This is a genomic window from Deinococcus koreensis, from assembly GCF_002901445.1.
GTDB lineage: Bacteria > Deinococcota > Deinococci > Deinococcales > Deinococcaceae > Deinococcus > Deinococcus koreensis.
In genome coordinates, this window is record NZ_PPPD01000001.1 from 1,760,887 (window position 1) to 1,777,695 (window position 16,809).

Sequence of the window (16,809 nt, forward strand, 5' to 3'; positions counted from 1 at the left end):
CGTGTCCGTCGCCGGTACTTCTCATTGCATATCAAGCGTTCAAGGGGGAGGGGCGAAAGACGCTGTGGTCATCATCACCCGCACCTCCATCTGAAAACGGTTCAAACCATTGATGTCACGAAATGGCGCGGAAGCCGGTCTGTGCCGGCCCTGGCCTTTCGGCGGAAGACACGGAGGACGGCGCTGCTTAAGCTGAGGCAGGAGGTTCCCATGAATACGGACGCGGCGCATCTGGTGCTCTATGCCTGCACGGTGCTGTTCCTCTTCTGCACCGGTGGCTCGTGGATGTTGCAGGGCGTGGCCTATCCCACCTACCACCTGGTCGGTGAGGCCGAGTTCGTGCCCTTCCACCAGGCGTCGGGGCGCCGCCTGATGCCCGTGTTCGTGATTCCCGCCGTGGTGGCGTGTCTGCTGGCGCTGGCGCTGGTGTTCGTCCGGCCCGCTACCGTGCCGTTCTGGGCGGCGCTGGCGTGTGGAGCGCTGGCCGCCGTGATCCTGATCACCACGGTGGCGCTGGAGGTGCCCAAACACACGGCGCTGGATCGCGGCGGCAAGTCGCCTCGCCTGATCGATGGTCTGGTGCGCGACAACCTGCCCCGCGTGGTGTCATGGACGGCCGGAAGCGCCCTGCTCGTCTTCATGGTGGCCCAGACGCTCTGACTCCTGCCGGGGAGACCGGGCCGCCGGGTCGAACCTGAGCCTCCAGCACCTCCGCCGCCACGCTCAGGAAGGCCCGCACCACCGGGCTGTTCCCCTCGGCGCGGCGCCACACGGCCACGATCTCCACGATGGGCGCGCCCTCGACCGGGCGGTACACCACGCCGGGCAGCGACAGGCGCGAGAAGAACTCGATGGGCAGGAACACGCCGATGCCCGCCGCCACCAGCGAGAGCAGCGTGGGCACCTCGATGGCCTCCTGCACGACGTGGGGCGTGAAGCCCGCCGCCGCGCACCAGCGCATCACCTGATCGAAGTAGGTGGCGCGGATCTGGCGCGGGAAGAACACGAAGGGCTCGTGGGCGAGGTCGCCGATCCTGAGCTTGCGCCGCCGGGCCAGCGGGTGCTCGGCGGGCAGCGCGGCCACCAGCGGCTGGCGCCACAGCGCGCGCGAATCGAATGCCGGGTCGCGCACCGGCAGCAGCATCAGGCCCACGTCGATGGCCTCGCCGCGCAGCGCACTCTCCTGCTCCTGGGCGGTCAGCTCGCGCAGATCCACGGACACGTTCGGGTACAGCTCGCGGAACCTCCGCACGATCTCCGGCAGCCCGCCGAAGGCCAGCCCGCTGACGAAGCCCACGGTCAGGCGACCGACCTCGCCCCGCGCGGCGCGGCGCGCGCGCTCCACGCTCTGGGCGGCCAGGCTGAGGGTCTGCCGCGCCCCGATCAGGAACTCCTGCCCGGCGGGGGTGAGCTGTACGCGGCGGGTGGTTCGCAGCACCAGCGGCACGCCGACCTCGTCTTCCAGATTGCGGATGGAATTGCTCAGCGCCTGCTGCACCACGAAGACCCGCTCGGCGGCTCGGCCGAAATGTTCCTCCTCGGCCAGCGCGACGAAATGACGCAGGTGGCGGAGTTCCACCGTCACGCGGGCACACCGGGGGGCAACGTGGGCATCGGTGGGCCCAGCTTGCCACACTGACCACCAGGGCTGGTGAATCTCTGAAGAATGGGCTGTTGGAAGTGTGGAATCGGCAGGCTTAGACTGCCAGGATGACGAAAACTCCCCCCAACAGGCCGCCCCGCGCCGGCCTGCCCGCCCAGGAGCGGGAGCAGCTCAACACCGTGGAGAAGCAGGAGTGGCTCGACTCGCTGGCCTACGTCTTCGCCGACGCGGGCGACAACCGCGCCGCCGAGCTGCTGGAGGAACTCGACCACTACGCCTATTTCCACGGCGCGCCGATCACCTTCAAGCAGAACACGCCGTACATCAACACCATCGACGCCGACGCGCAGCCCGAGTACCCCGGCGACCCGGAGATCGAGCGCCGGATCCGCAACATCATTCGCTGGAACGCGGTGGTCATGGTCATCAAGGCCAACAAGAAGTCCGACGGTATCGGCGGGCACCTCTCGACCTACGCCTCCGCCGCCGAGCTGCTGGAGGTGGGCTTCAACCACTTCTTCCGGGGCCACGGCGCCGGGCAGGATCGGGACCTGATCTTCTACCAGGGCCACGCCAGCCCCGGCGTGTACGCCCGCTCGTTCCTGGAGGGCCGCTTCGACGAGGCCCGCATGAACCGCTTCCGCCGCGAGCTGCAGCCAGACGGCGCCGGCCTCTCCAGCTACCCCCACCCCTGGCTGATGCCCGACTACTGGGAGTTCCCCACGGTGAGCATGGGCCTGGGGCCGATCCAGGCGATCTACCAGGCCAGATTCATCAAGTACCTGGAAAACCGCGCCCTGAAGCCGAAAGGCGACGCGAAGGTCTGGGCCTTCCTGGGCGACGGCGAGATGGACGAGCCGCAGAGCATCGGCGCGATCCGCTTTGCCGCCTACGAGAACCTCGACAACCTGATCTTCGTGCTGAACGCCAACCTGCAGCGCCTCGACGGCCCGGTGCGCGCCAACTCCAAGGTGATCCAGGAGTTCGAGGCGCTGTTCCGCGGCGCCGGCTGGAACGTCATCAAGGTGATCTGGGATTCCAAGTGGGACGAACTGCTGCAAAAGGACTACAACGGCGCGATCGTGGGGCGCTTCGAGCTGCTGGTGGACGGTGAATCCCAGCGCTACGCGGCCTTCGGCGGCAAGGAGCTGCGCGAGAAGTTCTTCAACACGCCCGAACTCAAGGCCCTGATCGACGGCTGGAGCGACGCCGACCTGGAACTGCTGAACCGCGGCGGCCACGACATCCACAAAATTTATGCCGCCTATAAGGCCGCCACCGAGCATAAGGGCAGCCCGACCATCATCATTCCGCGCACCGTGAAGGGCTATGGCCTGGGCGAGAGCGCGCAGGCCCGCAACGTGGCCCATCAGGTGAAGAAGCTGGACTTCTCCACCCTGAAGAACCTGCGCGACCTGCTGGAGCTGCCCCTGACCGACGATCAGGTCGAGCACATGGAGTATTACCACCCGGGCCCGGACAGCCCTGAGGTGAAGTACACCCTGGAACGCCGCGCGGCGCTGGGCGGCGTGGTGCCCGCGCGCAAGGTCGAGTACCCGCACCCGGCCATCCCCACTGGCGAGTTCTACGAGGAGTTCGCGGGCGGCAGCAAAGACCGCGCGGTGAGCACGACCATGGCCGCCGTGAGCATCCTGAGCAAGCTGCTGCGCGACAAGGAGATCGGCAGGTTCGTGGTGCCCATCGTGCCCGACGAGGCCCGCACCTTCGGCATGGACGCGCTGGTGCCGCGCATCGGCATCTACTCGCCGCGCGGGCAGACCTACACGCCCGTGGACAGCGGCTCGCTGATGGCCTACAAGGAGTCCATCGACGGCCAGATGCTGGAAGAGGGCATCACCGAGGACGGCGCGATGGCCTCGTGGATCGCCGCCGGCACCGCCTACGCCCACCACGGCGTGCCCACCATCCCCTTCTACGTGTTCTATTCGATGTTCGGGATGCAGCGCGTGGGCGACCTCGTGTGGGCCGCCGCCGACCAGCGCGCACGCGGCTTCCTGCTGGGCGCCACCGCCGGGCGCACGACCCTGGCGGGCGAGGGCCTCCAGCACCAGGACGGCAATTCGCTGCTCCAGGCGTATGTGGTGCCCAACCTGAAGGTCTACGACCCGGCCTTCGCCTACGAACTCGCCGTGATCATCGAGAAGGGCATCCAGCGCATGTACGTCGACGGCATCGATGAGTTCTACTACGTCACCGTGGACAACGAGAACGAGGTGCAGCCGCCCATGCCCGCCGACGGCCGCAGCCACGACGAGATCCACGACGGGATCATCAAGGGGCTGTACCGTTTCCAGAAGAGTGAGAGCAAGGGCAAGCTGCGGGCGCAGCTCCTGGCGTCGGGCCCCGCGATGGGTGCCGCCCAGGAGGCCGTGAAGGCGCTGGAGGCCTATGGCGTGGCCGCCGACCTGTGGAGCGTGACCAGTTACAAGGAACTGCATCAGGACGCCCTGTTGACCCAGCGCCACAACATGCTGCACCCCACCGAGACCCCGAGGGTGCCCTACGTGGCCCAGCAGCTCAGCAGGGAGAACGCCCCCGGCGTGCTGATCTCGGTCACCGACTACATCAAACTCGGCGCCGACGGCCTGAACGGACACCTCGATCGCAAGCTCTGGACGCTGGGCACCGACGGTTTCGGCCGCTCGGAGGCCCGCGAGGAACTGCGCGACTTCTTCGAGGTCGATACCAGGCACGTGGTGCTGGCCACCCTCTACGCCCTGCAGCGCGACGGCAAGGTCAAGGGCGAGGTCGTGGCCAAGGCCATCGCCGACCTGAGCATCGACCCGGAACGCGAAGCGCCTGTCCTGCGCTGAGGCGCAGGGGCGGAAGGCCGATGGCAGAAGGCAGAAGGCTAAATATTCGCCTCAGCCCGAGCTCTCCATCCTTCGCCTTCTGCCATTCGCCTTCTGCCTTCTGCATCCCCAAAGGAGCCCCACATGGCCACTGAACTGAAACTCCCCGACGTGGGCGACAACATCGAACAAGGCACGGTCGTGACCGTGCTCGTGAAGCCCGGCGACACCATCGAGGCCGGCCAGCCCATCATCGAGATCGAGACCGACAAGGCCGTCATCGAGGTGCCGGCCGAGAGTGGCGGCACCGTCGAGGCCGTGAGCGTGAACGTGGGCGACACCGTGAAGGTCGGCGGCGTGATCGCCACGCTGGGCGGCGGGACGGCTGCCCCAGCCTCCGCTGACGCAGCGCCCGCTCAGGGCGGCGGCAACGAGGCCGCGCAGGCCGAGAGCAGCGCCACCGCGGCCGACGCCGGCAAGGCCAACGAGGTCGCGCAGGCGCAGCAGGCCAGCCAGAAGGCGCAGACGGGCGCCGCGCCCAGCACGCCGCCTGCTTCGGCTCCCGCCGCGAGCGCTCCGGCGACCAGCCCCGCGCCTGCCGCCTCCGGCACCCAGCTCACCCTGCCCGACGTGGGCGACAACATCGAGCAGGGCACGGTGGTCACTGTGCTCGTGAAGGAGGGCGACACGGTGGCCGAGGGCCAGCCCATCATCGAGATCGAGACCGACAAGGCGGTGATCGAGGTGCCGGCAGGGTCGGCGGGCACCGTGCAGAGCGTGGCGGTCAAGGTCGGCGACACCGTGAAGGTCGGCGGCGTGATCGCCACCCTGGGTGGGGCCACGCCAGGGGCAGCAGGTGCGGCCCCGGCAGCGGCCCCCGCGCCCGCCGCGTCGGCTCAGGCTCCTGCCTCGCCGCCCCCCGCCGTGCAGGCCGACCCGCCCGTCTCGACGCTGAGCACTGAGCGCCCCGAACCCGCCGGCGCGGCGGGCCAGTCGCCCCAGCGCGCCGACCCGCCCACCCAGGCGCCCGGCGCCAACCGCCCCTACAACACCCAGGCCTACGACGGCCGCCCCCTGGTGCCTGCCGCCCCCTCTGTGCGCCGCATGGCCAGAGAGCTGCACGTCGATATCCACGACGTCCACGGCACCGGCATTGCCGGCCGGATCAGCGAGGAGGACGTGCGCCGCCAGGCCGGCACGCCGAGTGTCCCCGCGGCGGCGTCGGCTCCAGCGGCCCAAGCTCCAGCGGCTCAGCCTTCTGCCATCAGCCTTCCGCCTTCGGCACCGCTGCCCAACTTCGAAAAATGGGGCACAGTTAAGCGCGAGGACATGTCCGGCATCCGCAAGGCGACCGTGCGCTCCATGACCGCCAGCACCTCGATTCCCATGGTCACGCACTTCGATAAGGCCGACGTGACGGCGATGGAGGAGACCCGCAAGCGCTTCGGTGCCCGCGTGGAGAAGGCCGGCGGCAAGCTGACCATGACCCACATCCTGATGAAGGTCGTGGCGAACGCCCTACGCCAGTTCCCCAAGTTCGGGGCCAGCCTGGATCTGGACGCCCAGCAGGTCGTGTTCAAGGACTACGTGAACATCGGCGTGGCGGTCGATACGCCAGTCGGGCTGCTGGTGCCGGTGGTCAAGGACGCCGACCGCAAGAGCATCACTGAACTCGTGCTGGAACTGAGCGAACTCGCCGGCCGCGCCCGCGAGCGCAAGCTGAAGCCCGACGAGATGCAGGGCGCGACGTTCACGATCTCCAATCTGGGCGGCATCGGCGGGCACGCCTTCACGCCCATCGTGAACTCCCCCGAAGTCGCCATCCTGGGCGTGTCGCGCGGCGGCATGGAACCGGTGTGGAACAAGGAGACCAGCACCTTCGAGCCGCGCAACATGCTGCCGCTGTCGCTGACCTACGATCACCGCCTGATCGACGGCGCCGACGCCGCGAGGTTCGTGCGCTTCATCTGCGAGGCGCTGGAAGACCCGTTCCTGATCTCGCTGTAAGGGATGCAGAGGGCTGAAGGCGAAAGAGGAGACCCCCGTCCGTGTGGCGGGGGTCTCTGCTTTGCCCACCTTCTACACTGCCCCCATGAATCCTGACCTCCGTACCCTCTACTCCTGGGTCAAATTCTCCCGCGAGCGGCTGTTCGCCTGGGCCGAGTCGCTCCCGGGTGGCGTGTATACCCTGGAACGCCCGGACTTCGCCTACGGCAGCCTGCGGAACGTGCAGGCGCATATCGCGGACTGTTACCTGATCTGGCTGGGCACGCGCGGTCTGAAGCTGCCGCAGTACGCCCGGGGCGAGTTCCAAACCAGAGTCCCGGATGTGGCCGCCATGCGAAGCGTGTACGCCGACGTCGATGCTGTGCTGGAACGGGCCTTCGAGCAGTTCACCACCCCGGATGAACCGTTCGACCTGGAACTGGAACACGAAGTCCTGCGGGTGACCCAGCGCTGGCTGGTCATGCACCCGCTCACGCACGAGTTCCACCACAAGGGCCAGATGCTGACGATGGGCCGGATTCTGGGCCACCCCTACCCGCCGGGGCCGGACACCGACCTGGGGCTGCCCGGCGAGGTCAGCCCAGGCCCATCACCCTCCTGAAGCCGCCCACGTCCGTGTACAGCCGCGCCTGCCACCCGGCCTCCCTGGCCCCACGAACGTTCTCCGCGTTGTCGTCCCAGAACACGATCTGTTCCGGCTCCAGGCCCAGGCGGCGGGTCACCTCCGCGTAATAGTCCGGGCTGGGTTTGCGGTGGCCGACCGCGCAGGAGGCGAAGTGGCCGTCCACCACCGCTCCCAGCCCCACCACGTCCAGCAGGTGCCGGGTGCGGTGGGCCTCCTGGTTGGTGGCGAGGTAAGTGCGCCAGCCCTGAGCCCGTAAGGTGCGGACTTCGCGCAGCAGCGCCCGGTCGGGGTGGTTCTCGGACTCCAGCCACTCGTGCAGAAAGTCGTCGGGCTTCTGGGAGCGGCCCAGCGCGGCGATGAAGGCGGGCAGGTGGTCTTTCAGGTCGCTCCGGCCGGTGCTGGCCGAATGGAAGGCGGTCTCGAAGAACTGCCGCGTGAGGTCGGCATTCTCCCGGCGGAGTCTGACGCCGAACCACTCGGGTGGCGTGACCAGCACCCCGTCCACATCGAGCAGCAGGACGTGGGTCTTGGAGTCTGCGGTGAGGGGAGGCGGCTCCCCGGCCAGGAGGGAACGGAGGAGGTCGATCACGGCCTTCAGCCTACAGAGTGCAGAAGGTCACCAGGCCCATTGGCAGGGCGCAGCATCTGTCCGAGTGCCAGACTCTCCCCATGCACGTCCTGAACATTCCCGCCCCGCCGGCCCTCCTGGGGCGCTGGCGATCCTGGCTCGCCCCGCCGCGCCAGCCCTTCTTCCTGACCCGGGCAGAGGCGGACGCGCTGGCGCTGGACACGCTGGCCCGCGCCGACGCCCGGCTCACGCCCGAGGAGCGCGACACCTTCACCGCCTGGAACGTCTCGGCGCAGGCCGACCGCGTGGCGTGGCTGACCCTGGACGAGTGGGACGCGCTGCCCCCGCCCCGGCAGAGAACGTTGCTGCATGCGCAGCTCCGGCACGGGCGCGGCAATCTGCCGCTACGCCGCCAGTACGCCGGTCTCCTGCCGGCACCGGTGCCCGCCCGCTTCCTGTGGCGGCCCGAGTGGCTGACTCCCGCCGTTCTGGCCCGCCTCGTCTCGGACGGCCGCCCGGCCTGTCGGCGGGCCGACGTGCCGGAGCCGATCTGGCAGGCGGCGGCGCCCACGCTGCCCGGGGCCCGTGAACTGGCGGGCACCTTCCCGGCGGGCAGCGGCCCGAACTGCTTCGGCACCGTGATGGCGGCGGCCGGCGTGGTGGGGGCCGAGCGCGAATGGATGCAGCGTGAGCCCTTCGAGGCGTTCCTGCGGGAGCGCACCCGGCCCGCCGGACAGGACGACCGGCCCGGCACGCTGCTCGTCTGGCGCAGCGTGGACGGGCTCGCGCAGCACGCGGCCATCACCCTGGGCGGCGGCTGGGCGCTGCATAAGCCGTCTCAGGGGTGGATGACACCCCGGGTCGTGCTGGACGTGCCGACCCTCAAACGGAGCTGCCGGACGCCGGGCTGGCATCTGACGCGGCGGACACTGCTGGCGGGCGCCGCTACTTGCCGTTCCTCGTGAGCCGCCACAGGGTAATGCCGTTGACGATCATCAGCAGGGCACACAGGCCGGCCATCGGCCACTGCTCCCGCTGCGCGAAACGGATGGTCAGGATGCCCCAGCCGCAGACCAGGGCCACGACCAGCCAGACCCGCCAGGCGGGCGCATTCACGTTGAGAACCTCATGCCCCCAAGGTAGCGGGGATGGGCGGGCGTGACCGTGCCCCAACCCCTACATTCAGCCAGCTACTTCCCAAGACTGGAGCCCAGCGCCGTTCGCAGGGCCGCCTCGGCGTTCAGGGTGCCGGCGCCGCAGCTGCGTTCGGGCAGGGGGTCGCACTGGCCGCCGGGGAAGCGGGTGGCGGTGCCCGTCAGGTAGGTGCGCAGCAGCGCGGGGCTCAGCTTCGGGCGCACCCCCAGCAGCAGGCTGGCGACCCCGGTCGCGTGCGGCGCGGCGAAGGAGGTGCCGTTCGGGCTGCGCTCGCCGCCGGGGCCGCTCAGGGAACTGGCGGGGATACCGTGGCCGACCTCACCGCCCGGCGCCCCCAGGGCCACGCTGGCGCCCCAGTTGGCGTAGCCGGGGCGGGTGCCCTGCTCGGTCACGCTGGTCACGGTCAGCACATTGCGGCAGCCGGCCGGCGAGTAGCCCGCCGAATTGGCGCCGTCGTTGGCGGCCCCGGCGACCACCAGCGCTCCCTTCGCCGTCACGGCGTCGATGGCGGCCTGCACGCGCCTGTCGCAGCCGGTCAGTGGAATGAAGTCCGCGAAGAGGCTCAGGTTGAGCAGCCGGGCGGGGTGGGGGTTGAGGGGCGCGCCGCTCACCGGTAGGCCGGCGGCCCACTTCATTCCGTCCACCAGATCGGGCACGTCGATCTGTCCGTCGGTGCCCGCCACGCGCACCTGCACCACCCGGGCCTGCGGGTTGATGCCCGCCATGCCCCGGCCGTCGTGCGCCGCCGCGATCAGGTTGGCGACCACCTCGGCGTGGTAAGCGTACTCGCCCACGCCGCTGGCATCGGCGTCGCGGCCCGTGCCGTCGCCGGAGCGCCGGGGGTCGCTCACGAAGTCGTAGCCGTTCACGACCCGGCCCGTCAGCTCGGGCGACGCCACGTAGCCGGTGTCCAGCACCGCCACCGTGACCGGGCCGCCCCGTGAGAGCACCCAGGCCTCCGGCAGCCGGATGGCGCGCAAGTCCCACTGGCGGGGGAAGAGGGGATCGGTGGGCAGCCGGAACGCGGGGGGAGGGGAGACGGGAGCGGGCGCCACGGGCCTGATCTCCGGTGGGGCGCTCGGGGAAGCCGGCGCCGGGGGGATCTCCGGCAGCGCCGGAGCGGGGGCTGGCGCGGGCCTGGGCGTACTCGGCGGAGCAATCGGCATCAGCTTGATGCCCTGGGCGCCGAAGCCCAGCAGCGCGGCGCCCAGCAGGGCCGCGCCCAGGGCGACCTGACGCGAACGGGAACGAGACCGGGCAGAGCGCTTCATTCCCGCCAGTCTCGCGCCTGGGTCTGACGCCCGCCTGAGCGCCGCTTGGGCATACCATCACAGCATGACCGCACCCCGGCCCACGTCCCCCGCTCCCCCCCGTCAGCCAGCCCCCTACGCCGCGGTGATCGTCCTGACCGGCGCGGCCAGCGGGATCGGCGCGGCCACGGCGCGCGAACTCTCGGCGCGAGGCTACCGGCTCGTGCTCGCCGCCCGGCGGGCCGACCCGCTCTCGGCGCTGGCCCGTGAACTCGACCCGACCGGCGCCCGCGTGATCGCCGTGCCCACCGACGTCACCGACGACGCCTCGCGCCGCGCCCTGATCGGCGCCGCCCACGAGCACTTCGGACACGTCGACGTGCTGGTCAACAACGCCGGGGTCACGGTCGAGCAGGGCTGGTGGTGGGATGACCCCGATCCGCTGCGGGTGGTGCGCGTCAATCTGGAATCGCCCGTCGAACTCACGCGGCTCGTGCTGCCCCAGATGCGCTCGCGGGGCAGCGGGCACATCGTGAACATCGGCTCGGTGGCGGGCCGGGCGGCCACCAACGGCATGTACTCGGCCTCCAAGTTCGGGCTGCGCGGCTTCTCGCTGGGGCTCCGGCGCGAGCTGCTGGGCAGCGGGGTGGAGGTCAGCCTGGTCGCCCCGGGCTTCGTGAAAAGCGAGATGACCGCCCGTGCCCGGCTGCCCATGCCGGGGCCGGAGGTGGTGGCCCGCGCGGTCGCGGGCGTCCTGGAGCGCCCGAGGCGTGAGGTGGTCGTGCCGGGGGCGTACCGTGCCCTGGTGCTGCTCGACGCCCTGCTGCCCGCGCTGGCCGACCTGATCGTGCGCCGGATCGTGATCGCGCGGCGCTACGGGCACGGGCGCCCCGGGCAGAATCAGTCCGGGCAGGATAAGAAAGCCTGAAACCGTCCCCGGCGTTCCGTCCCGGCGTTCTCCTTACACTGGTCGGATGTTGCCCTTCAAGACGGCGTTCAAGGCGGTGGTGCCGCTGCTGGAACGCGGGGTCAGCGCGGCGGATCAGGCGGTCAGCGGCTACCTCCAGCCGCGCCGGGCTCGGGGCAAGCTGCTGCTGCAGCCCTACGTGGGCTGGGGCACCCCGCAGCGCGTGGAACTGTCCGGGCGGGTGCTGCTGCCCCGCACCATGCGGCCCCCCCAGCAGGGCGATCCGCGGCTGCGCAACGTCCGCAACGCCCTGCGCCGGCTGTTCTCGCGCGAGGTCGGCGGGATCCGGGTCACGGGCGTGCTGGACGGCGTGCAGGCCAGCGCGGTGAGCGACCACGACGGCTACTTCCGGCTGGAGTTCACGCTGCCGGCGCCCCTCTCGGCGGGCTGGCACGAGGCGACCCTGCGCCTGGACGGCCGCGAGGGCAGCACCACCGGCCGCGTGCAGGTGGTCTCGCAGGCCCGCTTCGGCATCATCAGCGATCTGGACGACACCGTGATCCAGTCGGACGTGACCAGCCTGCCGCGCATGCTGCTGACCGTCCTGACCGGCAACGCCCAGACCCGCTCGCCCTTTCCCGGCGTGAGCACGCTCTACCGCGCCCTGATCCGCACCGAGCAGGAGCGCAACCCGATCTTCTACGTGTCCAGCAGCCCCTGGAACTTCTTCGACCTGCTGCTGAGCTTCCTCCACTACCGCCACATTCCGCTGGGGCCGCTGTTCCTGCGCAACTGGGGAGTCGATCTGCTGGCCGGGCACGGCCACTACAAGCATGGGGTCATCGAGACCATCTTCGAGCGCTACCCGGCGCTGTCCTTCGTCCTGATCGGCGACAGCGGCGAGAAAGACCCGGAGATCTATGCCGAGGTCGTCCGGAAGTACCCGGACCGGGTGCTGGCCGTGTACATCCGCGACGTCACCGAGGCCCACCGGGACGCCGGGGTGCACGAGCTGCGCGAGCAGGTGCGCCGCGCCGGGGTCTCGATGGTGCTCTCGCCCGACAGCCTGAACGCCGCCGGCCACGCCATGAGCCTGGGCCTGATCGACCCCGACGGCTACCGCAGCGTGCTGGCGAGTGTGGAGCGGACGTAGGGAGAGGGGGAACGCTGAACAGCACAGCGGGCGGAGTCAAGTGGACTCCGCCCGCTGTGCCCAGAGGACTTTATTCGGTGGGGGCGCCGCCGCCACTGCCGCCCGGCCGGCGGCCCCGGCGGCGGCGGCGGCGTTTGCTGGCCTCGTCCCCGCCCTGCGCGGAGGCGCCCCCGGCCGGAGCCGAGGCCACCGCCTGCGGTGCCTGACGCGGCGCCGGCTGGGCCGGCTGGGGCCGGCTGCCGCCTCGCTGGCCGCCGCGCTCGCCGCCCCGCTCATGGGCGCCCCGGTCGTTGCCGCCGCGCGTAAAGCCCCGGCCCCCGCGTTCGCCCAGGCTGCCGCCCGGCCGGCCGCCGCCCCGCCCGCCCTGCGGCTCCTCGGGCGGCATGTTCTCCAGCGTCCAGTCTCCGAAATACATGCGCTGCACGGTGATGTTCACCGGGCGCAGGTGCTCGTTGCGGGGGCGCTCCAGCGTGATCACGCGCCGCGCGCCGCGTCCGCCGCCTTCGGCGCGGCCCCCTTCAGACCGGCCGCCCTCCCCACGTCCACCGTCGACCGGCACGCCGCCGAAGGTGCGGCCACGCTGGGGGCGCGGCTGTGCTCCTGCCGGCTGTGAGCCTGCTGGCCGGGCGCCCTGAGCGCCGCGCCCACCCGGCCGGGCGGGCGCCAGCGCCGATCTCCCCTCGTCGGGGTCGTCCAGCGTGAACTTCTTGGGCTCGCTCACGGGCACGTCTTTCAGGCGCTGCTGCTTTTCCTGCTCGCGGTCTTCGCGGCGGCGGGCGCGGACTTTCACGGGTGAATCCATATCGTTCTCCTGCGGGTAGCTGCCGGGCTTGTAGTCCGGGTCGCTGGGGTCGGCCACGGTCAGGTCGGTCTGCCGGGCCAGGGGTTTCACGGCGCTGATGGTCACGTCAATGGAGTCGCCCAGGCGGAAGGAGCGGCCCCGGCTGCGCCCCCGCAGCATCTGCGCGTCCTCCAGGAAGACGTAGTAGTCGTCGTCGAGGTTGGAGATGTGCAGCTTGCCTTCCACGCCGTTGTCCAGCGCCACGAACAGTCCCGAGGCGGTCACGCCCGAGACGTTGCCGGGGAAGGACTCGCCCAGGTGCTCCTGCGCCCACTTGGCCTGGTAGTACTTGGTCAGGTCGCGCTCGGCCTCGGCGGCGGTGCGCTCGCGGGCGCTGGTGTGGTCGCCCATGCCCGGCAGCCGGGCCTGCAGTGCCCCGACCTCGCGGTTGCCGGCGCGCAGGTCGCCGCTCAGCACGCCGCGCAGGACGCGGTGAACCAGCAGGTCGGGGTAGCGGCGGATGGGACTGGTGAAGTGCAGGTACTCGCCGAAGGCCAGGCCGAAGTGGCCCAGGTTCTCGCCGGCGTACTTGGCCTGCTGCATGGAACGCAGCAGCAGCGTGTTCACGATGCTCTCGCGCCCCGTGCCGCGCACCTGCTTCAGCACGGCCTGATACGCCTGCGGGGTGGGTTCGCCGCCCGGGAACGAGAAGCCCAGCCGCCCGATGGCGTTCGTCACATCCTGGAAGCGCTGCAGCGTGGGTTCCTCGTGGATGCGGAACAGCGCCGGAATGGAGCGCTCGATCAGGAACCGGGCGACCACCTTGTTCGCCAGCAGCATCAGATCCTCGATCATGCCGCGCGCCGTCTCCTCGCGGATGGGGATCAGCTCCATCTTGCCGCCCGGCCCGACGTCCACCTTGACCTCACGCAGCTTGAAGTCCAGCGACCCCTCACGCAGCCGCTTCTGGCGCAGCTTGGAGGTGATCTTGAGCAGCAGGTGCAGGTCGCCTTCCAGCGCGCGGGCGGCCTCGGGCAGCGTGGCGGTCGCTTCCGAATAGGCCTGCACCTCGTCGTAGGTGAGGCGCGCCTTGGAGTTGATCACAGAGGGCGCGATCTGCACCTTCAGGATCTCGCCCTCGGCCGACAGCTCGACCAGCGCGGTCATGGTCAGGCGGTCTTCGTAGGGCACCAGCGAGCACACGCCGTTGCTCAGGTGCTCGGGCAGCATGGGCAGCACCCGGCCCGGCAGGTACACGGAGGTGGCGCGGGCGTAGGCTTCCTCGTCCAGCGGCGTGCCCTCCTGCACGTAGTGGCTGACGTCCGCGATATGGATGCCGACCACGAAGGTGCCCTCGGGCGTGGGCTGGATGTGGATGGCGTCGTCGAAATCCTTGGCGTCGCGGCCGTCCACCGTGAAGATGTTGAAGCTCCTCAGGTCGAGGCGGCCCACCAGCGCCTCCTCCGGGATCTGCGCCGGGATGGCGTTCGCCTGCTGCACGACCTCGTCCGGGAACTCGCCGCGCAGGCCGAACTTCACGATCACCGCCTCGGTCTCGGTCTCGGGATCGTCCTCGGCGCCCAGCACGCGCTTGATCTGGCCGAAGACCTCGTCCTCGCCGGTGTTCTCGGGCCAGTACAGCTCGGTGACCACGCGGGCGCCGGCCTCCAGCCCGTCCAGGCCCTCCGGGAGCACCAGAATGCGGTGCCGGGCGCGGTGGTCGTCGGGCTTCAGGATCGGGTGGCCGTGGTGGAACTCCAGGGTGCCGACCAGCTGCTTGTAGGCGCGCTGCACGATCCGCACCACCGAGGCGCGCGGCGAGCCGTCGCCCTTCTGGCCGCGCCTGGGGCCACGGCCTCCCTCGCTGCGGCCGGTGTCGCCGCGCCCTTCCATCCGCACCAGCACGATGTCGCCGTTCCAGGCCTCCAGCGTCTGCTCGGCCGGGATGTAGAAATCGTCGCCGCCGGAGTCGGGCACCACGAAGCCGAAGCCCGCCGCCGACGCCTGGAACCGCCCGCGCACCAGGCTCATGGCCTCGGGCAGCCCGTAGGTCTTCTTGCGGGTTCGGATGACCTGCCCGGTTTCGGTCAGCTCGTCCAGCAGGCGTTCGAGGTCGCGCCAGTCGCCCAGGCGGTCGAGCATCTGGCGGGTGAAGGTGCGCTCCAGATCGCGCACGTGCAGGGGCCGGCCCAGCTTGCGGAGCTGCGCGATGACCAGTTCGGATTCCGGATTCGCGTCCTGGGCGGGCACCTGACCAGAGGTCTGCCCCGAGGTCTGTACGGGCTCGGCGGTGTCCTCGGGCGTGGGGGCGGGGGCCGCCTCACGCCGGGGCCTGCGGCTGGAGCGGGGGGCCGGGATGATCTCCTCGCCGTCGTCCTCGCCGGGCATGTCGACCAGCGGCCGGACATGGGCCCGGGTCACGACCTGAGGCACCGAAGCGTCGGCCGCTCCACCCGCTTCAGGCCCACCTTTCTCGGCATTGACCGCCTCGACCCCGTTCAGGACGTCGGGCAGCGGCGCTTCGGGGAGGGTCTTCTTGCCCCGCCCGCTCTTGCGTTTGGGGACTTCCAGAATCAGCGGGGCCGTCGGGGCCGCCGCTTCGGCGCCGGCCGGATCGGGCTCCACGGCCATGGGCTCGGCCAGCGCAGGGGCGGCCGACAGCGCCTGACCCGCTGCAGGCCCGGTGCCGCTGGCCTTCGTCCGGCGCGTGGACTTCGCGGTTCTGGTGGGGGCGGGCCGGACGGACTCAGGCTGAACCGCGTTGACTGGCAGAGGCTCGGCGGCCTCCACGGCGGGCTGCCCCTTCGCCTTCCGGCTCTGGCGGGCCGGGGCCTTCGCCTCCGCCGGGGGCGTCTGCACAGGGGGCGTCTGCACAGCCTCGGGCTGGTTCCGGGTCTTCGCGGTTCTGGATCTGCGGGCGCCGGCCGGCGTGGCCGGCACTTCAGGTTCGCTGGCCTGTGGGGAGACGGGTGGTGACACCGGCGCCCCGGACGCCGGTTTCGCCGCACGCGAGGGCTTGCGGGCGGGTTTTTCCGGAGTGACGACCGGCATCGACTCGGCCGCAACGACGCTGGCGGCTTCCATCGCTGGGTCTGGCATCGCCGGTGCTGCTGTCACTGGTGCTGGAGGCGCGGCCTGGGCCTTCGCCGGCTTGTGGGCAGGCGTGGCGGCCTTCTGGGCAGGCACCTGACGGGCCGCTCCGGCTGCCTTCGCCGGAGCACGGACGGCGGCCTTGGGGGTGGGCGCGGCAACTTCGGGCCGCTGGCCTGATGGACGCTTGGCTGTCTTGGTGGACGGGGCGCTGGGCGGTGAAGCCTCCTGCGCCGTATCCTGCTTTTTCTTCGGCATTAACGCACCTGGTGGATCAGGACGCGCCCGTGAGGTTTACACTCGTCTGGCACGCGGTCGCCGGGTCACATTGCACCGGATCATCTGCATTGGGCCAAGGGGCCCCAAGCGCCGCACGCCCTTCCGCTCACGGGAACTGGTTTTCGCTTCCTCGGGCCGCGCCATGACCCACGGCCCGTCTGGCTGTTGTGGGGGCGCTGTCCTGTACCCGGCAGCGAGGCCAGCATAACACGCCCTGTCTGACGGGATCGTTACGCAGGACGGGATGGACGCCCTGCCGCCGCTTTGGATTCGGCCAGCTCTGAGCGCTGCCGGGTGGAAACGCCTGATGTGAAACGAGACCACCGACCATCGGACGCAGACTGTGCATTGGTCGTCGGGCACGATGGCGAGCGGCGCCCGTCCCCCCTCTGCTTCGCAGCTTTTCAAGTCCCCAGCCCTCTCTGCGAGCTGTTCCAGTCCCCCCACACGGAGGCAGGGAGAAAAGGAAGGGATCCGGGCGACTCCGTTCGCATTTCACATCACGTGTCTTGAGGAGGGAGAAAAAACGGCGATTGGAACAGTCTGCGCTGTAGTTCACATCAGGCGCTGGAACAGGG

General features: G+C 70.4%; 12 protein-coding genes. 7 read left to right on the top strand and 5 right to left on the bottom strand.

Annotation, left to right across the window (positions count from 1 at the left end; all coding sequences use genetic code 11):
- Window positions 1-210: 210 nt before the first annotated feature.
- Window positions 211-660, top strand: a complete 450-nt coding sequence (locus tag CVO96_RS08365; protein ID WP_103311840.1) for a hypothetical protein — start codon at window positions 211-213, stop codon at window positions 658-660.
- On the opposite strand, the gene CVO96_RS08370 is transcribed toward CVO96_RS08365, so the two are convergent.
- Window positions 638-1,579, bottom strand: a complete 942-nt coding sequence (locus tag CVO96_RS08370) for a LysR family transcriptional regulator (protein WP_103313371.1) — start codon at window positions 1,577-1,579, stop codon at window positions 638-640. The two genes, CVO96_RS08365 and CVO96_RS08370, sit on opposite strands and share 23 nt — an antisense overlap.
- Before the next feature lie 131 nt (window positions 1,580-1,710).
- On the opposite strand from CVO96_RS08370, the gene aceE reads away from it, so the two are divergent.
- From aceE to CVO96_RS08385, 3 genes are all read left to right on the top strand, one after another.
- A complete protein-coding gene (gene aceE, locus CVO96_RS08375; RefSeq protein WP_103311841.1) occupies window positions 1,711-4,437 on the top strand; it encodes a pyruvate dehydrogenase (acetyl-transferring), homodimeric type in 2,727 nt (908 codons plus the stop codon).
- Between the two features lie 123 nt (window positions 4,438-4,560).
- Window positions 4,561-6,423, top strand: coding sequence for a dihydrolipoyllysine-residue acetyltransferase (aceF, locus tag CVO96_RS08380; protein WP_103311842.1), 1,863 nt, complete (start codon window positions 4,561-4,563; stop codon window positions 6,421-6,423).
- A gap of 85 nt (window positions 6,424-6,508) precedes the next feature.
- Window positions 6,509-7,024 (top strand): DinB family protein, encoded by a 516-nt coding sequence (locus CVO96_RS08385; protein WP_103313372.1) that lies wholly within the window; start codon window positions 6,509-6,511, stop codon window positions 7,022-7,024.
- Here CVO96_RS08385 and CVO96_RS08390 read toward each other — a convergent pair.
- On the bottom strand, window positions 6,999-7,637 hold the full coding sequence (locus CVO96_RS08390) for an HAD family hydrolase (RefSeq protein WP_165795243.1): 639 nt from the start codon (window positions 7,635-7,637) through the stop codon (window positions 6,999-7,001). The genes CVO96_RS08385 and CVO96_RS08390 overlap by 26 nt on opposite strands.
- Before the next feature lie 80 nt (window positions 7,638-7,717).
- Here CVO96_RS08390 and CVO96_RS08395 point away from each other — a divergent pair, with 80 nt between their 5' ends.
- A complete protein-coding gene (locus CVO96_RS08395; RefSeq protein ID WP_103311844.1) occupies window positions 7,718-8,581 on the top strand; it encodes a hypothetical protein in 864 nt (287 codons plus the stop codon).
- Here CVO96_RS08395 and CVO96_RS21055 read toward each other — a convergent pair.
- Both CVO96_RS21055 and CVO96_RS08400 read right to left on the bottom strand, forming a co-directional pair.
- A complete protein-coding gene (locus CVO96_RS21055) occupies window positions 8,562-8,732 on the bottom strand; it encodes a hypothetical protein (RefSeq protein ID WP_165795244.1) in 171 nt (56 codons plus the stop codon). The genes CVO96_RS08395 and CVO96_RS21055 overlap by 20 nt on opposite strands.
- 74 nt (window positions 8,733-8,806) lie before the next feature.
- Window positions 8,807-10,042 (bottom strand): S8 family serine peptidase, encoded by a 1,236-nt coding sequence (locus CVO96_RS08400; RefSeq protein WP_165795245.1) that lies wholly within the window; start codon window positions 10,040-10,042, stop codon window positions 8,807-8,809.
- A 64-nt stretch (window positions 10,043-10,106) separates the two neighbouring features.
- On the opposite strand from CVO96_RS08400, the gene CVO96_RS08405 reads away from it, so the two are divergent.
- Together CVO96_RS08405 and CVO96_RS08410 are read left to right on the top strand one after the other, a co-directional pair.
- On the top strand, window positions 10,107-10,949 hold the full coding sequence (locus tag CVO96_RS08405) for an SDR family NAD(P)-dependent oxidoreductase (RefSeq protein ID WP_103311845.1): 843 nt from the start codon (window positions 10,107-10,109) through the stop codon (window positions 10,947-10,949).
- Between the two features lie 46 nt (window positions 10,950-10,995).
- Entirely contained in the window at window positions 10,996-12,081 is a 1,086-nt protein-coding gene (locus CVO96_RS08410) for an App1 family protein (protein ID WP_103311846.1), read from the top strand.
- Between the two features lie 70 nt (window positions 12,082-12,151).
- Here CVO96_RS08410 and rnr read toward each other — a convergent pair whose 3' ends face one another.
- Window positions 12,152-15,913, bottom strand: coding sequence for a ribonuclease R (gene rnr / locus CVO96_RS08415; RefSeq protein WP_423739375.1), 3,762 nt, complete (start codon window positions 15,911-15,913; stop codon window positions 12,152-12,154).
- Between the last annotated feature and the right edge of the window lie 896 nt (window positions 15,914-16,809).